Source organism: Dysosmobacter sp. HCP28S3_G4 (genome assembly GCF_052065175.1).
Taxonomy (GTDB): domain Bacteria; phylum Bacillota; class Clostridia; order Oscillospirales; family Oscillospiraceae; genus Oscillibacter.
Genome location: NZ_JBQHUP010000001.1, coordinates 15591 through 32468 on the forward strand (window position 1 = coordinate 15591; position 16878 = coordinate 32468).

Sequence of the window (16878 nt, forward strand, 5' to 3'; positions counted from 1 at the left end):
CAGGGGCTTGGAGAATAAAGACCCCGTTAAGAAGTGCGGCGCCGGGAATTGACATTGCGGGTGGGCATGGTATGATTAGGGATGGAAATAAACGAACTGCGCAGGCAGCTGCGCGGACGAAGAAACAGAGGAGAGCGTATGCTGAATTTTTTAAGGCGTGAGGGGATCGATCCCGGGATCATCGGGGAGGTGCAGGCCTTCCGGAACAAATACCCGACGGCAGAGGAGCTGACCGGCCGTGTTCCGGTGCCCCGGTATCTCTATTACGGCAGAGAGGTCTGGGAGGAGGCGATCACAGCCCTTCTCAGCGGAGAGAATCTGCTGCTGGTGGGGCCGAAGGCCACCGGTAAGAATGTGCTGGCGGAGAATCTGGCCGCCGCCTTCGGCCGTCCCAGCTGGGATGTGTCCTTCTACATCAACACGGACGCCGCCACCCTGCTGGGGACGGACACCTTCCACGACAACCGGGTGACGCTGCGGAAGGGCCCCATCTACCAGTGCGCGGAGTTCGGCGGCTTCGGCGTGCTGGACGAGATCAACATGGCCAAGAACGAATCCCTGGCGGTACTCCATGCCACGCTGGATTTCCGCCGCAGCATCGACATGCCTGGCTACGACCGCATCCGGCTCCATGAGGCCACCCGGTTCATCGCCACCATGAACTATGGATACGCCGGCACCCGGGACCTGAACGAGGCGCTGGCCTCCCGCTTTGTGGTCATCGACATGCCCGCCATCACCCAGGAGGGGCTGGTGAAGCTGTTGCGCCGGGAATTCCCGGACCTGCGGAGCAATTACGCGGAGCAGTTCGCGGGACTCTTTCAGGATCTCCAGAAAAAGTGCGACGGCGGCGAGTTGTCCACCAAGCCCCTGGACCTCCGGGGCCTGCTGGCCGCCGTGCGGCTGATGCACACCGGCCTGGAGGGCAACCGCGCGCTGGAGATGGGGCTTGTCAACAAATCCTTCGATGACTTTGAGCGCCAGCTGGTAAAGGACGTCATCCAGACCCGTCTGCCGGAGGAGATCGCCTACGGGGATGTGTTCGCCTGATGGACGTGCTGGACAGTGAAAAGCGGCGGGCCCGGAATCTGATCTGGAACGCCGCAGGGGAGTACGGCTTTGAGCCGGAGTTCAAGGTCTATGACGAGAAGGGCAGAGCGGACCTGTACTGGAACTGCGTCATCGGCGCGGTCCGCAGGAACTACGGAGCGGACACCATCGACAGGCTGTTCGCGTCTTTCCGGGGCAGCGAACAGGAGGACCTGTACGAACAACTGGTATGGCTTGGCCTGGAGAACGCGGTCTATCAGTGGGAGGCGGCCCATCGTCCGGCGCTGCCCGCTCTGCGAAGAAGCTATGCCAGGCGTGTCTTGGCCCACAGCGGGCCGGTCCCCCATGAGGAGCTTCCGCTTCTTCTGGAGGAGGCCCATTTCCGCCGTGCGCTGGGGGAAGATCCCCATCTGATGCCCCGGGAGCGGGCCATGCTGGATGCCCTGGAATTCTCCGGTGATCTGGACGGTCCCGCGCTTTTTCAGGAGACACTGAATTTCCTGAGAAAGTACTGCCATTTCACTCCCAGTGAGGGACAGGAAGGCAATGGGCAGTCCCTCAAAAAGCCGCCGCTCCTGCACCGGCTCTTCCGGAAAGTCTCCGCGGGACATCCCTCCGTCCGCAGCTTCGGTCATGGCTATGGCGAACACACAATGATAGGGATGGCCAGCGGGCAGGCCCCCGCGGAGTTTCAGCGGCGCCTGAGCGACCAGACGCTGGCCCAATCGGAGGCGACCCTTCGGAAATACGTCCGGGACTATTTCGGACCGCCGCTGTATCAGGAAGGGCAGATGGCGGAGCTGGAGCATGAACTCTGCACCGGTGCGCACCAGTTCTGCCGCCTGTATTACGCCAGGGGCGAGGACACCTGGGACAGCAGCATCCGCGGATACGTGGGCGCACGGCGTAAAGAAGCCCTGAAACAGATGGCGCGGAACAGAGCCGCCTACGATGCCGACGCCGTCCGGAACCGGGCCAGCATCCTCCGCCTGACGGCCCGTATCCGGAACGCCATGATGGCGTATTTGCAGCCCATCGCGGTCCATTCCGTGTCCGGTTCTTTGGACGGCGGACGGGTGTGGCGTGGATTGTATCTAGAGGACGACAAGGTCTTTACCAGGATCCAGCGGTCTGATCCCGGCGGCCTTTCTGTGGACATCCTGCTGGATGGCTCCACCTCGCAGAAGGAGCGTCAAGAAGCAGTGGCCGCTCAGGGATACATGATCGCCGAGGCCCTGACCCGCTGCCGGATCCCCGTACGGGTCTCCTCCTTCTGCTCTCTCAGCGGATACACCATCATCACTCGCTACCGGGATTACCAGGAGACAGACCAGAATCAGCGGATCTTCCACTATTTCACCGCCGGCTGCAACCGGGATGGTCTGGCCATCCGGGCGCTGGGAAAGGAGCTGGAGGATTCGCCCTGTGAGCACAAACTGGTCATCCTGCTGTCCGATGCCGCCCCCAACGATGTGATCAAGATCTCCGTCAACGGCGCCTATCTGGACTATACGGAGCAAAACGCCGTTCAGAATACCGCCATGGAGGTCCGCTCCTTGCTGCACCGGGACATCCCGGTGATCTGCGTGTTCACGGGCACTGACAGGGATTTGCCTGCCGCGCAGAGCATTTACGGCCGGAATTTTACCCGTAGCCGCAATCTGGACCACTTTGCCGACACAGTGGGCACATTGATTCAGAATCAGATTCGGGATCTGTGAGGGGATGACCGGTCTGCTGACAAACAACGCAGCGCAGACTTTCTGAAGAAAGCCTGCGCTGCGTTATTACATGCTGCTGAGTGAGACGCTAGCTTGCTTAGTGCGCACCGGCGGCCTGATAGATATCCCCGTTGCCGATCCAGGTCCCGTCCGGGACGGCGGCGCCTTTCTGCACCATGGAACCAGCGGCCAGATGGACATAGTCGCCCACAGTGGCGCCGCGGTCCACAACGCTGGCACTGGACAGGATCACGCCCTTTCCAATGCGCGCAGAGGCGTTGACAACGGCTTTCGCCCCGAAGATCGTCCCGGCCCCGGCCTGGACCGTGGGGCTGACGGCGGCTGTGGGATGACACGGCACCGGCACGATAAAACCGGCCTCCTCCAGCTGCTCGATCAGTGTCCGGCGCAGATGATTGTCTCCGATGGCCGCAAAGGCAATGGGGAAGACATCCAGATAATTCCAGTAATTGCCGATGACATCCAGAACGCCCGGCAGATTCCGGTCATCATCCAGAAATGCGATCCTCTCAAAAATGCCGATGGCCTCGGCGGTCTCCCGGACCATATGTCCCTGACTGCCAGCGCCCAGGATCAGCAGGTTCATCCGCCGGAGCTGTATCCCGCAGACTTTTTGTGCGGGGGCTGACACCACAAAATTCAGATCCGCTGTCAGATACTCCGCAAAGCGTTTCGCCAGCACATTGGGCTGCTTGATGCCCACATAGGCGCAGAGGCTGTACAGATCCACACCCGCCTGGATCCGGCGGCGGATGAAGGCGTTGCGGAGCTCCATGGCGGACAGCCTGTCCGCCACATGATACTTGTTGCAGATGTTGGTCAGGACATTCTGCATGGGATAGAAGGCGGGCACTTCCGTTCCGCCGGTCATGACGAAGCAATCGCCGCTGGAATAGAGCTTCCGGGCCTGACGCAGATAGGACAACAGCTCTCCCGGCATGGGCAGGTATCTGGGATCGTCGGCAGGGAGGAACTCTGCCGCCCGGTCGGCGGTGCAGCCCTTTGGCCGCCCGATAATGTGGACGATGGAGAGTGTCCCGGCATCCAGATCGATATCACGCCACCGCAGAGCGGAGACCTCAGAGAGCATCAGACCCATACGGAGACAGAGATAGGCTGCGACTTTCCGCGGCTCCACGTCTTCGGTCAGACCACGTTCAACTAAATTGCACTGCTGTTCAGTGAGCATTGGCTCCAACCCTTATTGGATCTGCGCTTTTCAGAAAATAAAAGCGTCGAAATCGAGTACAAATCAATATTCAACCAATCATTCATCCGTGTATTTCGGTACAGCACTGAAATCTGAAGGCCGATAAAAAGCAGAGAATCGGATATTCCCACAGGAGGCAATGCTGCCAGCCGAAAATCACACGAGAGTACACAGCAAATTCCGTGAAATCTTACCATGTCTTACCGCAAAAATCAATATGCAGGCGGCTTAGGATACGGTAACTTTTGTCATTTAATTTGTCAGAATTTCCTAACATGCGGAAGGTGAAGCAGAATAGGTCACCGCTTTCTGTACGGAAAGACAGCGATAACCTGCGCAGCTTTTTCTCTCTGGAACCTGCTGATACCGATTTTCTGCATCCGGCAGGAAAAGAATACCGGAGAGGAACATACCATAGTTGGAGAAGGGGGGACCACCATGGGCGTATCTGTGAAACTGGCACAAATTCTGTATGACCGGGAGATCACGCGAAAGGAGGACGCCCGGTTCCTCTGGGAGTTTCAGCGAGCTGTCCTGCTGGCACTGAATGAAGGCGGCGCTCTCACGGATGTGCAGCTTCGATATGCCGAGGAAAAGCTGAAAGAGCAATACCGCGCGGCTATCCGGGAACAGAATGGAGAACAGCGCTGAGGCGTTCGGAACCGTGCGGTGCCTGTGCGGAGACATATTGGAGGGATGGAATGATTTGGGTGGCAAGCTACTGCCGGGTATCCACCGACAAGGATGATCAGGCCAATTCCTTTGAGAGCCAACAGCGTTATTTCAGGGAGTACATCCAGTGCCAGCCGGACTGGGCGCTGTACGAAATTTACGCGGATGAGGGCATCACGGGCACGTCCACAAAAAAGCGGGCGGCCTTTAACCGGATGATCCGGGACGCCCGCATGGGAAAGTTCCAACTTATCCTCACCAAGGAGGTCAGCCGGTTCTCCCGGAACATCCTGGACACCATCTCCTATACCCGGGAGCTGAGACAGATCGGCGTGGGCGTGCTGTTTATGAACGACGGCATCAGCACATTAGAACCCGATGCGGAACTGCGGCTCAGCATCATGGGCTCCATCGCCCAGGAGGAGAGCCGCAAGACCTCCTCCCGGGTGAAATGGGGCCAGACCCGGCAGATGGAGCGTGGAGTTGTATTCGGAAGGTCCTTGCTCGGCTACTATGTAAAGGGAGGAAGCATTACAGTAGAACCGGAGGGGGCGGAGGTAGTACGGCTGATCTTTTACAAATACGGAGTGGAGAAGAAGGGGACCTCTGTCATTGCGAGAGAGCTTCGGGAGGCGGGGATTCTGACCTGCCGGGGAAATCCAAAATGGAGCAGCAGCCACATCATCAAGATCCTGAAAAACGAGAAGTACGTTGGAGATCTTGTACAGAAGAAAACCTTTACACCGGACTACCTGACGCACGCCAAGAAATACAATCACGGTGAGGAGGCGCTGGTGGTCATCCGGAACCACCACCAGCCTATCATTGACCGGGAGCTGTGGGATACGGTCCAGGAGGAACTGAAGAAACGGAACATCCACGGACAACAGGGGTGCGGCCATTCCAACCGCTATGTGTTCAGCGGGAAAATCAAGTGCGGGGAGTGCGGCGCCAGCTTTGTGGCCCGAAAAAGATATCGCAGAGACAGGACTTTCTACAGGAGATGGAGCTGCTTCACGGCTGTCAGCGAGGGGCGGTATTCGGACGCCCGGAGCGGTCAGCTGGGCTGCGATGTGGGGAAGACGCTGCGGGAGGACGCTGCTATGGACATTCTGCGGCAGGCGATACAGTCCCTCCGGATAGACAGGGAACGGATCATTCAAAATGTAGCAGCGCTGGCGGCGGAGGCTGTCCGGGACGGTGAACAGGAGGGAGAGGACTGTGCCGGAAACCTGGAGGCGGAAATCAGGCGGATCAAGGGAAAAAAGGAGGACGTTCTGGACGCCTTCTTTTCCAAACGCATCACAGAGGACGAGATGCGCATGATGAACGGACGGTACGGCAGCCAGCTGACGTCCCTGCAGCAGCAGTTGGAAGCTGTACAGTCCAGAGAACAGACGTGCTGGGATCCAGACAGGCTCCGGGCAGATCTGGAGAAGCGAGTCGCAGCCATCGTATCCTGCCGGACGGACAGCGAGGTCTTTTACAAAACAGTGTTGGATCATATGACGGTGTACAGGGACGGCCGGATTGAGGTGCGGCTCCATCTGCTGCCCCAGACGTGGGTGCTTCTGCCGGACAATCCGGATGCCTCACCAGGTTCATTTTGACCCCTCGGTACCGATATCGGTCAGTAGCCCCTTCAGTTCCGGATAGGGCATGGAGTACCGCTGGCTCAGATACCGCAGGGAGGCGCCCAGTTCTCCGTCCGGACCGCCATACTGGCTGATGATCAGCGCCGCCAGCCGGGGATTGGTGTTCTTGATGTTGACGGGATACTGCAATTTCTTCTCATAGACAAACATCAGCGTTTCCCTCCTTCATCCCAGGGCCAGGGATCTCTCAGCCAGGCGTAGCCGTCCTCCGGCGTCAGGTCTGTCTGGAGGATGGGGCCGTACATTTTCTGATACTTCTCCCGGCCCTCGTTGGCCAGCTTGATATAGGACCAGTACAGGTCCAGGACCTCCTGGTCGTCGGGATGGGTGGTGAGATACAGCCCCAGCTCATCCACGGCAAAATCCAGGGCCATCAGCTCCGCCAGAGCGGTGTTGTTGATCTTCAGATTCTCCGTGATGGCCGCTTTGAAGGGCAGATTCAGGCCGGGAAACAGGGTTCCGGTCTGAAGCGCCTCTCCGCGGTTGTACCGGGAGGGGTTCTTCTCCTGCATAGCGATATAAGGATAGGCCAGGGAGCCACAGGGGCAGGGCAGGGTGCCTTTGCCGGTCCCACAGCCGGTTTCATTCGGTTTTTCCGTCTGCAATGCGGATTCCTCCTTTAGCATAGTCGCGCAGGGCATTCCCATACGCTCATTCCAGTTTATGTGTCCGCCTGCAGTTCGGTTCTGAGGGTCCGTCACGATTTCACCGCTGGCGCATAAAAGCAGAAGACATTTCCGAGAAATTGTGTTATAATGCAGCATACGGGACCTGCCGGAGCACATAAGCTCTGTGGGGGTGCTGTGTATGGTGATATTTATCGAAAAGAGGCAGCTGCTGGCAGTGGCACTGGCAGTGTCTGTTCTGGGCGGGATGGCCGCCGTGCTGTGGACGGGACATTCCCATCTGCTGGCAGTCTCCGGAACGGCGGAGCTGGCGCAGCGGACGGTCTACATCGTGGACCCGGGTCACGGCGGAGAGGACGGCGGCGCGGTGGCCGGAGACGGCACCGTGGAGAGCGGCGTCAATCTGGCGATTGCCCTGCGGCTGAACGACCTGCTGCGGTTTTGCGGACAGAACACGCGGTTGACCCGGCAGGAGGATGTGTCCATCTACTCGGAGGGCGCGAAGACGCTCCGGGAGAAGAAGGTCTCGGACCTGAAAAACCGGGTGGCCATGGTGAACGGCCAGCCGGGGTCCATTCTGGTGAGCATCCATCAGAACAAGCTGCCGGAGGCGCCCCGCGTCCATGGCGCCCAGGTGTTTTACAACACCGTGGACGGCGCGGATGCGCTGGCGCAGCAGGTGCAGTCCGTCCTGAACCAGACGGTCAACGCCGGGAACGGCAAGGAGAGCAAGCAGATCTCCAGCACCATCTATCTGATGAAAAATGTCACGGCGCCGGCGGTGCTGGTGGAGTGCGGCTTTCTATCCAATCCGGATGAGACGGCGGCCTTACAGCGGCCGGAATATCAGCTGAAGCTGGCGGCGGCCATCACAGGCGGTCTGCTGGAGAGCGCGGGGGAGGGTGAAAACACTCCCGGCGGTATCACGGAAGAAGATGCTTCCGCGATGGAGGGAACATGAAACAGAGAACACCATTTTACTGTACGGAGTGCGGCAATGAGCTGGCGAAATGGGCGGGGAAGTGCCCCGCCTGCGGCGCCTGGAACACCATTGTGGAGCAGCCGGAGACCAAAAGCAGCGGCAAGGGGAAAGGGAAGTCCGCCCTAGGCAATCAGATGACCCGTCGCCGGGCCTGTCCGGTGACAGACCTGGAATCGTCGGAGGAGATCCGCTTTTCCACGGGTATGGGAGAGCTGGACCGGGTGCTGGGCGGGGGAGCCGTGAAGGGCTCCCTGGTGCTGGTGGGCGGCGCCCCCGGCATCGGCAAATCCACTCTAATGCTGCAAATCTGCAGCAAGCTGTGTGAGTTCTCCAAGGTCCTGTATGTATCAGGCGAGGAGTCAGAGCATCAGTTGAAGCTCCGGGCAAAACGACTGCGGGTGGAGAGCGGCCAGCTGTACGTCATCTCCGAGACCAGCCTGTCGGACATTCTGGAGACGGTGGCTGAGGAGAAGCCGGATGTGCTGATCGTGGACTCCATTCAAACGCTGTACAACGATGAACTGGACTCCACAGCAGGCAGTGTCACGCAGGTAAAGGGATGTACCTTGTCGTTGATGCAGCTGGCAAAAGGGCAGAATATCACCGTATTTGTCATCGGACACGTCAACAAGGAGGGCTCCATCGCCGGACCGAAGGTGCTGGAGCACATGGTGGACTGCGTGCTGTATTTCGAGGGAGACCACCACTCCTCCAACCGGATCCTCCGGGCGGCGAAAAACCGCTTCGGTGCCACCAACGAGATCGGCGTCTTCGAGATGGAGAACGAGGGCCTGCGGGAGATCCCCAATCCGTCGGAGGTGCTGCTCTCCGAACGGCCGGAGGACGCCCCGGGGACCTGCGTGGCCTGCGTCATGGAGGGCGTCCGTCCGGTGCTGGCGGAGATCCAGGCGCTGGTGGTGCCCAACGGATACGGAAGTCCCCGGCGCACCAGCAACGGCTTTGACTACAACCGGGCGGCCATGCTGCTGGCGGTGCTGGAAAAGCGCGGGGGGCTGAAGGTGTCCGTCTGCGACGCCTATCTGAACATCATCGGCGGGCTGTATCTGGACGAGCCGTCGGCGGATCTGGCGGCCATGGTAGCCATTGCGTCCAGCTATCTGGACAAGCCTGTGCCCCAGGACCTTCTGGCCATCGGAGAGGTGGGCCTCACCGGGGAGCTGCGCAGCGTCAGTCAGATGGAACAGCGGATCTCCGAGGCCCAGCGGCTTGGTTTTAAAAAATGTCTGATCCCGGCGCGACGGGCGGAGCAGCTTCGGAGCCATTACGCGTTGGAGCTGATCCCGGTCCGAAATATCGGTGACGCTTTACGCGCGGTCTTTCACCAGCGGGGATAAAGTGGACGCAGGCCCCGCCGCTGGTGGGATATCCGGCGGCCGCGGCCCATTCCAGACAGCAGACGCCGTCCTGCTGATAGATACAGCTGCTTGTGCATGGGATCCAGTTCATGTTCATCCATCACTTTCCGTTTGGCGTTGGAGTCTTTGGATCTAGCATGAACCGGACAGCCATGTTTTATGTTGGCGGATTTCACCTGCGCTGTCCGAGTCTGCGGCGCCGCGGATCCGGCACCGCAGATCGTAGAATTTCCTCAGAAGGGAGGTCATTTTTGGGTACGGTAGTTTTTGAACAAAATGTAAATTTTGTTCAAAGTAGGGGAGACAGAATTGCGCTGAAAGGGCCTTTTCCCGGGAAAACCCCTTCTGAACCTCCGGAGCCGTTTCTGATGCCTTGGTCTGGTTCCGGGATGTGACTGTACAGCATCCAGCATGACTGTTATTTCATTTCGGAGTTTTACGTCATCAGTTTGTTTGTCTGTATCAACAGTCCGCGCATTTTGTTTTGCTGACACGTTCAGCGGTTCAGCTGTGATCAATTTCAAATGTCCGCGGTTTTCCAGCGATTTTCGGACGTTCGGGCGATGCTTTCTTCATTCGCTGTTCTTCTGATCGCTCCAGAGCTGTCTCCCGATATCTACAGTCCCAAAATATCCAATCATGAATGATTATCGTACAGAAGCGCCACCGATCCTTCGGGATTTTCTGGCATACCATGAGACCATCCAGGGCCACTCCAAGCGCACGGTGGACGAGTATTTCCTGGATCTGCGGAATTTTTTCCGCTATCTGAAGCAGTCCAGAGATCCATCGCTCCGGAACAAGGAGCTGGATGAGCTCGACATCATGGATGTAGATCTTGAGTTTGTGAAAAATGTAACATTAACAGATATCTACGAATACATGGCCTATCTCAGCCGGGACCGGGTCCAGCATCAGAACAGTCAGAACTCCGGTTACGGTCTCAATGCCGCATCCAGAGCACGCAAGATCGCCACGATCCGGTCGTTCTATAAGTATCTGACGGTGAAGGCGCATCTGTTGACGGAGAATCCTGTGAAGGATATGGACTCCCCTAAGCTGAAAAAGACGCTGCCCAAATATCTGACACTGGATCAGAGCGTCCAGCTTCTGGACTCTGTTCATGGCAAGAATCAGGAGCGGGATTACTGCATCCTGGTCCTGTTCCTGAACTGCGGACTGCGGATCTCGGAGCTGGTGGGACTGAACATCAGCGACATCCAGGGCGAGGCGCTCCATATCCTGGGCAAGGGCAACAAAATGCGGGTGGTTTTTCTCAACGACGCCTGCCAGACCGCGCTGGAGGAATATCTGGCGGTACGGCGTCCCATCACAGGGCAGGATGAAGATGCCCTGTTCCTGTCTTCACAGAATGAGCGGATGAGCCGTTCGGCCGTTCACGCCATGGTAAAAAAGCGGCTCAGCGAGGCCGGGATAGACGCCAGCCAGTATTCCTCCCATAAGCTGCGCCATACGGCAGCCACGCTGATGCTCCGGAACGGCGTGGATATCCGGGCCGTGCAGGAGGTCCTGGGCCATGAGCACCTGAACACCACGGAGATCTACACCCATATCGACAATGAAGACCTGCGAGTAGCTGCCAAGGCAAATCCCTTGTCACATATTAAAAAATCAAAGAAAGCCAACAAAGAGACTGCGGAATAACTGGGTCCTTGGGCCGGTCACGGACGAATCACGCCGGTGATATGAAGATAGCGCACCTTCTGATATTCATAGGTGGACAGCGGACGATTATCCGCGTCATAGCTGTGGGCGGCCACCAGAATCTCCTCTGTGGATTGAGGCTTGTTGGCCCGGACCACCACTGGAGAATGCTGAAACGCAACGCCCTTGAAGCTCAGCTGGACGATATCGCCGGGCATGATCTCCCAAATGGGCACTTCCTCCGCAACGGGTCCCACGGAGGGTGTTTTCCGGGTGAGAAAGTTATACAGATACGGTACGCCGGTCCAGGCCGGTGCCTTCTGATTGGAGTCGATATAGTACCAGCCGAAGGTCGGCGTGAAGTTCATGACACCGCTGCCGGCGAAAATGCATTGAGAGGCGAAATTGGTGCAGTCGCCGCCGATATCCTCATAGTCATAAAACGCCGGATTCCGGCCGAAAGCCCACTCATGGGCATAGAGCACCGCGGCCCGGCGGTCGTAACTTCGGATGAATTCCATGGAGGTCCCCCCTTCCCTGCCAGTGTATGAGGAAATGCGGGCGGGGTGACACGGCTTTTCAAAGAAAAAACGAGGAGACATCCAATGGATATCTCCTCGTTTTTATGTATGATCGCTGTATGGATCCGGAAAATCAGGCCTTATGGTCGCAGCCCAGGACGTCCACGATCTTGTGGGCAACCATAGCCTTGATGGCGGCACGGGCGGGCTTCAGATACTGGCGGGGATCGAAGTCGCCGGGATGCTCCGCCATGTACTCACGGATGGTGGCAGTCATGGCCAGACGCAGGTCGGAGTCGATGTTGATCTTGCAGACGGACAGCTCGGCGGCATGGCGCAGCTGCTCCTCGGGGATACCGACGGCATCGGGCATCTTGCCGCCGTACTCGTTGATCTTCTTCACGAAGTCCTGAGGCACGGAAGAAGAGCCGTGCAGCACGATGGGGAAGCCGGGCAGGCGCTTGGAGACCTCTTCCAGCACGTCGAACCGCAGGGGAGGCGGAACCAGGATGCCCTTCTCGTTGCGGGTGCACTGGTCGGCGGTAAACTTGTAGGCGCCGTGGCTGGTGCCGATGGCGATGGCCAGAGAGTCGCAGCCGGTCTTGGTCACGAACTCCTCGACCTCCTCGGGACGGGTGTAGGAGGAATCAGCGGCGCTGACCTTCACGTCGTCCTCGATGCCGGCCAGGGTGCCCAGCTCAGCCTCGACCACAACACCGTGATCGTGGGCATACTCTACGACCTTCTTGGTGATCTCGATGTTCTCTTCGAAGGGCTTGCTGCTGGCGTCGATCATGACGGAAGTGAAGCCGCCGTCGATGCAGGACTTGCAGGTCTCGAAATCGGGGCCGTGGTCCAGATGCAGGGCGATGGGAATATCGGGGCACTCGATAACAGCGGCCTCCACCAGCTTCACCAGATAGGTGTGGTTAGCATAGGCACGGGCACCCTTGGAAACCTGCAGGATCAGGGGAGCCTTCAGTTCCTGAGCAGCCTCAGTGATGCCCTGAACGATCTCCATGTTGTTGACGTTGAAAGCGCCGACCGCGTAGCCGCCGTCATAGGCTTTCTTGAACATCTCGGTAGTAGTGACCAGTGGCATAGTATCATCTCCAAATTACATCTTATTTCCGTCCAACTCCCCTTTCCGTCGGGTAAAGGTATCCCAATAGAAAAAAGAAGCAAACGATTTTCTTCTATGATAATATCACAATAAAAATAAAATGCAAGTATTTACATTTGAATTTCACAATGTTATGATAGGAAGAACATGGACGATCGCTCCGTGTGAGATTCAGCACCTGCGTATTCAACGATTTTTAGGAGGAGTTTTCTGTTATGAGTGAATTGAAAGGCGCTTGTATTTTCGGCCAGTCCGGCGGCCCCACTTCCGTTATCAACGCCAGCGCCTACGGCGTTTTTGACACTGCGTTGAAGAATCCCAACATCACCCGCGTTCTGGGCGCGGAGCACGGCATCAAGGGCGTACTGAATGACCGGCTGTTCGATATCGGCCAGGAGGATCCCGCGGAGCTGGAACTGCTGAAGTACACTCCCTCCTCTGCCTTGGGTTCCTGCCGCTATAAGATGGCGGATCCGGAGGTGGACGACACCGATTACAAACGGATCCTGGAGATCTTCAAGAAGTACGACGTGCGCTACTTCTTCTACAACGGCGGAAACGACTCCATGGATACCTGCAACAAGATCAGCAAGTACATGCAGAAGGTTGGCTATGAGTGCCGCGTCATGGGCGTGCCCAAGACCATCGACAACGATCTGTTCGGCACCGACCACTGCCCCGGCTTCGCCTCTGCCGCCAAGTATATCGCCACCAGCTGCATGGAGGTCTATCAGGACGCCCGCGTCTATGACACCGGCATGGTCTGCATCATCGAGATTATGGGCCGTCACGCCGGCTGGCTGGCGGGTGCTGCCGCTCTGGCCACCGTCTACGGCGCCGGTCCCGACCTGGTGTACCTGCCCGAGGTGGACTTCGACATGGAGAAGTTCCTGGCCGACGTGGAGCGCATCTATAAAGAGAAGGGCAACTGCATGGTGGCCGTCTCCGAGGGCATCCACTATGCCGACGGCTCCTTCGTCTCCGAGGCCAAGACCTCTGCCACCGACGGCTTCGGCCATGCCCAGCTGGGCGGTCTGGCCACCACTCTGGCCGCCATTGTCAAGGAGCGGACCGGCGCCAAGGTCCGTGGCATCGAGCTGAGCCTGCTGCAGCGCTGCGGCGCCCATCTGGCCTCCGAGACCGATATCGAGGAGTCCTATATGTCCGGTAAGGCCGCCGTGGAGAACGCCGTGGCCGGCATCACCGACAAGATGGTGGGCTTTGAGCGGGATATCCAGGACGGCAAGTACGTCTGCCGCACCAAGCTGCTGCCTCTGACCGATGTGGCCAACACCGAGAAGAAGGTCCCCCTGGAGTGGATCAACGCGGAGCACAACGGTGTGGAGCGTCCCTTCATCGACTACGTGCTGCCCCTGATCCAGGGCGAACCCAAGCTGCCCAAGGAGGATTCCCTGCCCCGCTTTGCCCGCCTGAAGAAGGTCTTGGCGAAGTAAGCCATCCGGGTTTCCTATCATCGAAAATTTTGTCAGATTATCTCCGGCCTTTTAGAGAAACGATAGAGGGAGCGGCGGATCACCGCCACTCCCCTTTCTTATCAGCAGAAATGGAACCGTATACAAAGGAGGCATTTTAAACCATGATACGTATCTGGCTGCGCAGCCTCTCCGCGCTGTGTCTGACCATCGCGCTGTGTGTGAATGGGCTGGCGCTCTGGACGGCAGCAGCCGCCTTTGACGATGTGCCCGAGAGCCACTGGGCCTACAGCGACGTGATGTACCTGCAGGAGCGGGGCATCCTCCAGGGCGACGGCGAGAGCTTCTCGCCGGACGCCGTCACCAGCCGACAGGTCTTTGTGTCCATGCTCTGCCGGGCTGCCGGCCTGGATGACCGGAATTTACAGGGCGGAAGCGACTGGGCGGAGCCCTCCATGGCCTATGCCTCCCTTCGGGGCTGGTTCAGTCCGGATGAGATCACCCGGGACAGCTGGACGGAGCCTGTCACCCGGGAACTGGCGGCGATGCTGGTGCTCCGAAGCCTGCTTCCTGAGGAGAGTACGTTCCTGTTCGCGCCCGCCTTCCGGGACCAGGCGAATGTGGGGGACGAATACAAGCCCTATGTGCGGACGGTCCGGCGGCTGGGCCTGATGGACGGCGACGAAAGTGGGCGCTTCCTGCCACATGACACCATGACCCGAGCGGAATCCGCCGCGCTGATCGCCGGGGCCCTCCGCCTGCGGGACAAAGACCGCGCCGCCGGAGGCGATGGCGTGCAGGTCCCCGTCCTCATGTACCACGACGTATCCTATCTGGGACAGGGCTATTCCAAGACGCCGGAGCAGTTCCGGGCGCAGATGGAGGAGCTGAAAAACGCCGGGTTCCACACGGTCTTCTTCTCCCAGCTCATCGACTACGCGGAGAACGGCACGCCCCTGCCGGACAAGCCCATCGTCATCTCCATCGACGATGGCTACCACAGCAACTACACCTATGTGTATCCCATCCTGCGGGAGCTGGGGATGAAGGCGGAGATTTCCCTCATCGGCGCCGCCATGGAGAGCGCGGAGTGGAGCCTGAGCTGGGATGAGGTGCGGGAGATGCAGTCCAGCGGTCTGGTGTCCTTCCAGGCCCACGCCTCCGATCTCCACGGCGACCATTCCGCCGAGGGCGGACGGCTGGGCGTTCTGAAGCTGGAGGATGAGAGCTGGGAGGATTATATCCGGGTGCTGGACGAGGACACGGAGAAGATCATGGCCGAGGTGAAGAAGCAGACTGGCGTCCGGCCCCAGGTCTATACCTACCCCAGGGGCATGAACAACGCCATGGCTGACGCTGTCATGGCAGACCACGGTGCGAAAGTCACCCTGACCACCCGAAACGGCATCGCGGAAGTGATCCCGGGAAAACCTGAGACTTTGCGGCGGATGGACCGCATCGGAATGGATTTCCAGAACGGCAGTGTGGTGGAGCTGCTGCGGCAGTACGGCTATCAGGGATAACAGAACGTCCGGCGCGGGAGCGATCCCGTGCCGGACGTTTTCTGTCACTTGTTTTTCTGCCAAATGGTCCAAAGACCCTCCATCAGCAGGTATTTGTCATAGATGATCTTGTTGCGGCAGTACTTCACGATCACGGGCGCGTTACCCCCGGTGGCCACCACGGTGATCTCCTGTCCGTGGAACTCCTCCCGGATGCGGTCGATGATGCCGTCCAGCATGCCAGCAGTGCCGTAGACGATGCCGGAGCGCATACAGTCCACGGTGTTCTTGCCGATGAGGGTCTTGGGACGCTGGAACGAGATGTCCGGCAACTGGGCGGTACTGTGGCTCAGGGCCGCCAGCGATACGCTAACGCCGGGCAGCAGCAGTCCGCCCTCATAGTTCCGTCCCTTGGAGATGACGCCGATGGTGGTGGCGGTGCCCATGTCGATGGTGACGATGGGCGGCGAGAACTTCTCCAGCGCCGAGACCGCGTCCGCCACGATGTCCGCGCCCATCTGGGTCTGGTTCTCCATGCGGATATTCAGCCCGGTCTTGACGCCGGGACCCACCACCATGGGCGGACGGCCCAGAAGACGGGTCAGGCCCTTTTCCATCATAAAGTTGCTGGGAGGTACCACGCTGCACAGGATGGCGCCGGTGACATCGTGAAGATCATAGTGATAGAGGGCGAACAGATTCATCAGATCGACGCAGATCTGATCCGCCGTTTTGCGGCTGTCCGTGTCCAGTGTGGCCAAAAATTGCAGTTTCTTCTCCCAGTCGAACAGCCCCACAGAGGTGGTGGAGTTGCCCACATCGATGGCTAACAGCATCTGCCTCTCCCCTTCCATTTTATCATTGTATATGTTATCATTTTTTCCGGGACAGCGCAAGTGCAACTGTATGGCTTGTCCCAAAAGGAAGGGAGCGGAATGATTATGAGCCAGCCAAAAAAGCAGGTTCTTCCCAAGGAAAGAACAGTCATCGGCGGGCCTGACCTGCGCGATGATATCCGGCGTCCGGAGGTGGAGGCAGTTCATGGCCGGTTTCCCTGCCCCTGCTGCGGATGCCGGACGCTGCCCGTTCCGGCAGTGGACGCCATCGCCTATATCTGTCCGGTCTGCTTCTGGGAGAACGACGTGTTCCTCCGCTGTGAAAACGAGCCCAGCGACGAGAACCACGGTCTGACCCTGCTCCAGGGGCAGGAGAATTACCGGCAATACGGCGCCGTCCTCCCGCGCCTGATCCCATATGTCCGCCCGCCTCTGCCGGAGGAAGCGGATGTTGCTGACGAAAGAGAGCGGATCTGAAAAACACC

The 16878-nt window shown here is 58.7% G+C and carries 15 protein-coding genes and 1 pseudogene; 10 read left to right on the forward strand and 6 right to left on the reverse strand.

What is annotated here, in order from left to right; translation table 11 throughout:
- Nucleotides 1–138: 138 nt before the first annotated feature.
- Both ACTNBU_RS00090 and ACTNBU_RS00095 read left to right on the forward strand, forming a co-directional pair.
- Nucleotides 139–1050 (forward strand): AAA family ATPase, encoded by a 912-nt coding sequence (locus tag ACTNBU_RS00090; RefSeq protein WP_441029384.1) that lies wholly within the window; start codon nt 139–141, stop codon nt 1048–1050.
- Nucleotides 1050–2771 (forward strand): hypothetical protein, encoded by a 1722-nt coding sequence (locus ACTNBU_RS00095; RefSeq protein ID WP_441029387.1) that lies wholly within the window; start codon nt 1050–1052, stop codon nt 2769–2771. The genes ACTNBU_RS00090 and ACTNBU_RS00095 overlap by 1 nt, the downstream gene beginning before the upstream one ends.
- A gap of 97 nt (nt 2772–2868) precedes the next feature.
- Here the strand turns inward: ACTNBU_RS00095 and ACTNBU_RS00100 are convergent, their stop codons facing one another.
- Complete coding sequence (locus ACTNBU_RS00100) at nt 2869–3981, reverse strand: PglD-related sugar-binding protein (RefSeq protein WP_441029390.1); 1113 nt, start codon at nt 3979–3981, stop codon at nt 2869–2871.
- A 459-nt stretch (nt 3982–4440) separates the two neighbouring features.
- On the opposite strand from ACTNBU_RS00100, the gene ACTNBU_RS00105 reads away from it, so the two are divergent.
- Nucleotides 4441–4653: a hypothetical protein gene (locus ACTNBU_RS00105; RefSeq protein ID WP_441029393.1), complete on the forward strand. Its 213-nt coding sequence runs from the start codon at nt 4441–4443 to the stop codon at nt 4651–4653.
- A gap of 50 nt (nt 4654–4703) precedes the next feature.
- Nucleotides 4704–6284, forward strand: coding sequence for a recombinase family protein (locus ACTNBU_RS00110; RefSeq protein WP_441029396.1), 1581 nt, complete (start codon nt 4704–4706; stop codon nt 6282–6284).
- Nucleotides 6285–6287: 3 nt separating this feature from the next.
- On the opposite strand, the pseudogene ACTNBU_RS00115 reads toward ACTNBU_RS00110, so the two are convergent.
- A pseudogene (locus ACTNBU_RS00115) lies at nt 6288–6479 on the reverse strand (manganese catalase family protein); the annotation flags it as partial.
- A complete protein-coding gene (locus tag ACTNBU_RS00120) occupies nt 6479–6934 on the reverse strand; it encodes a spore coat protein CotJB (protein ID WP_441029399.1) in 456 nt (151 codons plus the stop codon). The pseudogene ACTNBU_RS00115 and the gene ACTNBU_RS00120, both read right to left, overlap by 1 nt.
- A gap of 202 nt (nt 6935–7136) precedes the next feature.
- Here ACTNBU_RS00120 and ACTNBU_RS00125 point away from each other — a divergent pair, with 202 nt between their 5' ends.
- From ACTNBU_RS00125 to ACTNBU_RS00135, 3 genes are all read left to right on the forward strand, one after another.
- Complete coding sequence (locus ACTNBU_RS00125) at nt 7137–7916, forward strand: N-acetylmuramoyl-L-alanine amidase (RefSeq protein WP_441029403.1); 780 nt, start codon at nt 7137–7139, stop codon at nt 7914–7916.
- A complete protein-coding gene (radA, locus tag ACTNBU_RS00130; protein ID WP_441029406.1) occupies nt 7913–9292 on the forward strand; it encodes a DNA repair protein RadA in 1380 nt (459 codons plus the stop codon). The genes ACTNBU_RS00125 and radA overlap by 4 nt, the downstream gene beginning before the upstream one ends.
- Before the next feature lie 660 nt (nt 9293–9952).
- The gene (locus ACTNBU_RS00135) at nt 9953–10978 is read left to right on the forward strand and encodes a tyrosine recombinase XerC (protein ID WP_441029409.1); all 1026 of its coding nucleotides are present in this window, start codon (nt 9953–9955) and stop codon (nt 10976–10978) included.
- 17 nt (nt 10979–10995) lie between these two features.
- On the opposite strand, the gene ACTNBU_RS00140 is transcribed toward ACTNBU_RS00135, so the two are convergent.
- Together ACTNBU_RS00140 and fba are read right to left on the reverse strand one after the other, a co-directional pair.
- Nucleotides 10996–11499 carry an amidase domain-containing protein gene (locus tag ACTNBU_RS00140; RefSeq protein ID WP_441029412.1) on the reverse strand — a complete coding sequence of 168 codons (504 nt, stop codon included), beginning with the start codon at nt 11497–11499 and terminating at the stop codon, nt 10996–10998.
- Between the two features lie 133 nt (nt 11500–11632).
- Complete coding sequence (gene fba / locus ACTNBU_RS00145) at nt 11633–12601, reverse strand: class II fructose-1,6-bisphosphate aldolase (RefSeq protein WP_441029415.1); 969 nt, start codon at nt 12599–12601, stop codon at nt 11633–11635.
- A gap of 236 nt (nt 12602–12837) precedes the next feature.
- Between fba and ACTNBU_RS00150 the strand changes: the two genes are divergently transcribed.
- Both ACTNBU_RS00150 and ACTNBU_RS00155 read left to right on the forward strand, forming a co-directional pair.
- Nucleotides 12838–14076: a 6-phosphofructokinase gene (locus tag ACTNBU_RS00150; protein WP_441029418.1), complete on the forward strand. Its 1239-nt coding sequence runs from the start codon at nt 12838–12840 to the stop codon at nt 14074–14076.
- A 143-nt stretch (nt 14077–14219) separates the two neighbouring features.
- A complete protein-coding gene (locus tag ACTNBU_RS00155; RefSeq protein WP_441029421.1) occupies nt 14220–15578 on the forward strand; it encodes an S-layer homology domain-containing protein in 1359 nt (452 codons plus the stop codon).
- Nucleotides 15579–15622: 44 nt separating this feature from the next.
- Here ACTNBU_RS00155 and ACTNBU_RS00160 read toward each other — a convergent pair whose 3' ends face one another.
- Complete coding sequence (locus tag ACTNBU_RS00160; RefSeq protein WP_441029424.1) at nt 15623–16393, reverse strand: type III pantothenate kinase; 771 nt, start codon at nt 16391–16393, stop codon at nt 15623–15625.
- Nucleotides 16394–16498: 105 nt separating this feature from the next.
- On the opposite strand from ACTNBU_RS00160, the gene ACTNBU_RS00165 reads away from it, so the two are divergent.
- Nucleotides 16499–16870: a CPCC family cysteine-rich protein gene (locus tag ACTNBU_RS00165; RefSeq protein ID WP_441029427.1), complete on the forward strand. Its 372-nt coding sequence runs from the start codon at nt 16499–16501 to the stop codon at nt 16868–16870.
- Nucleotides 16871–16878: the final 8 nt, after the last annotated feature.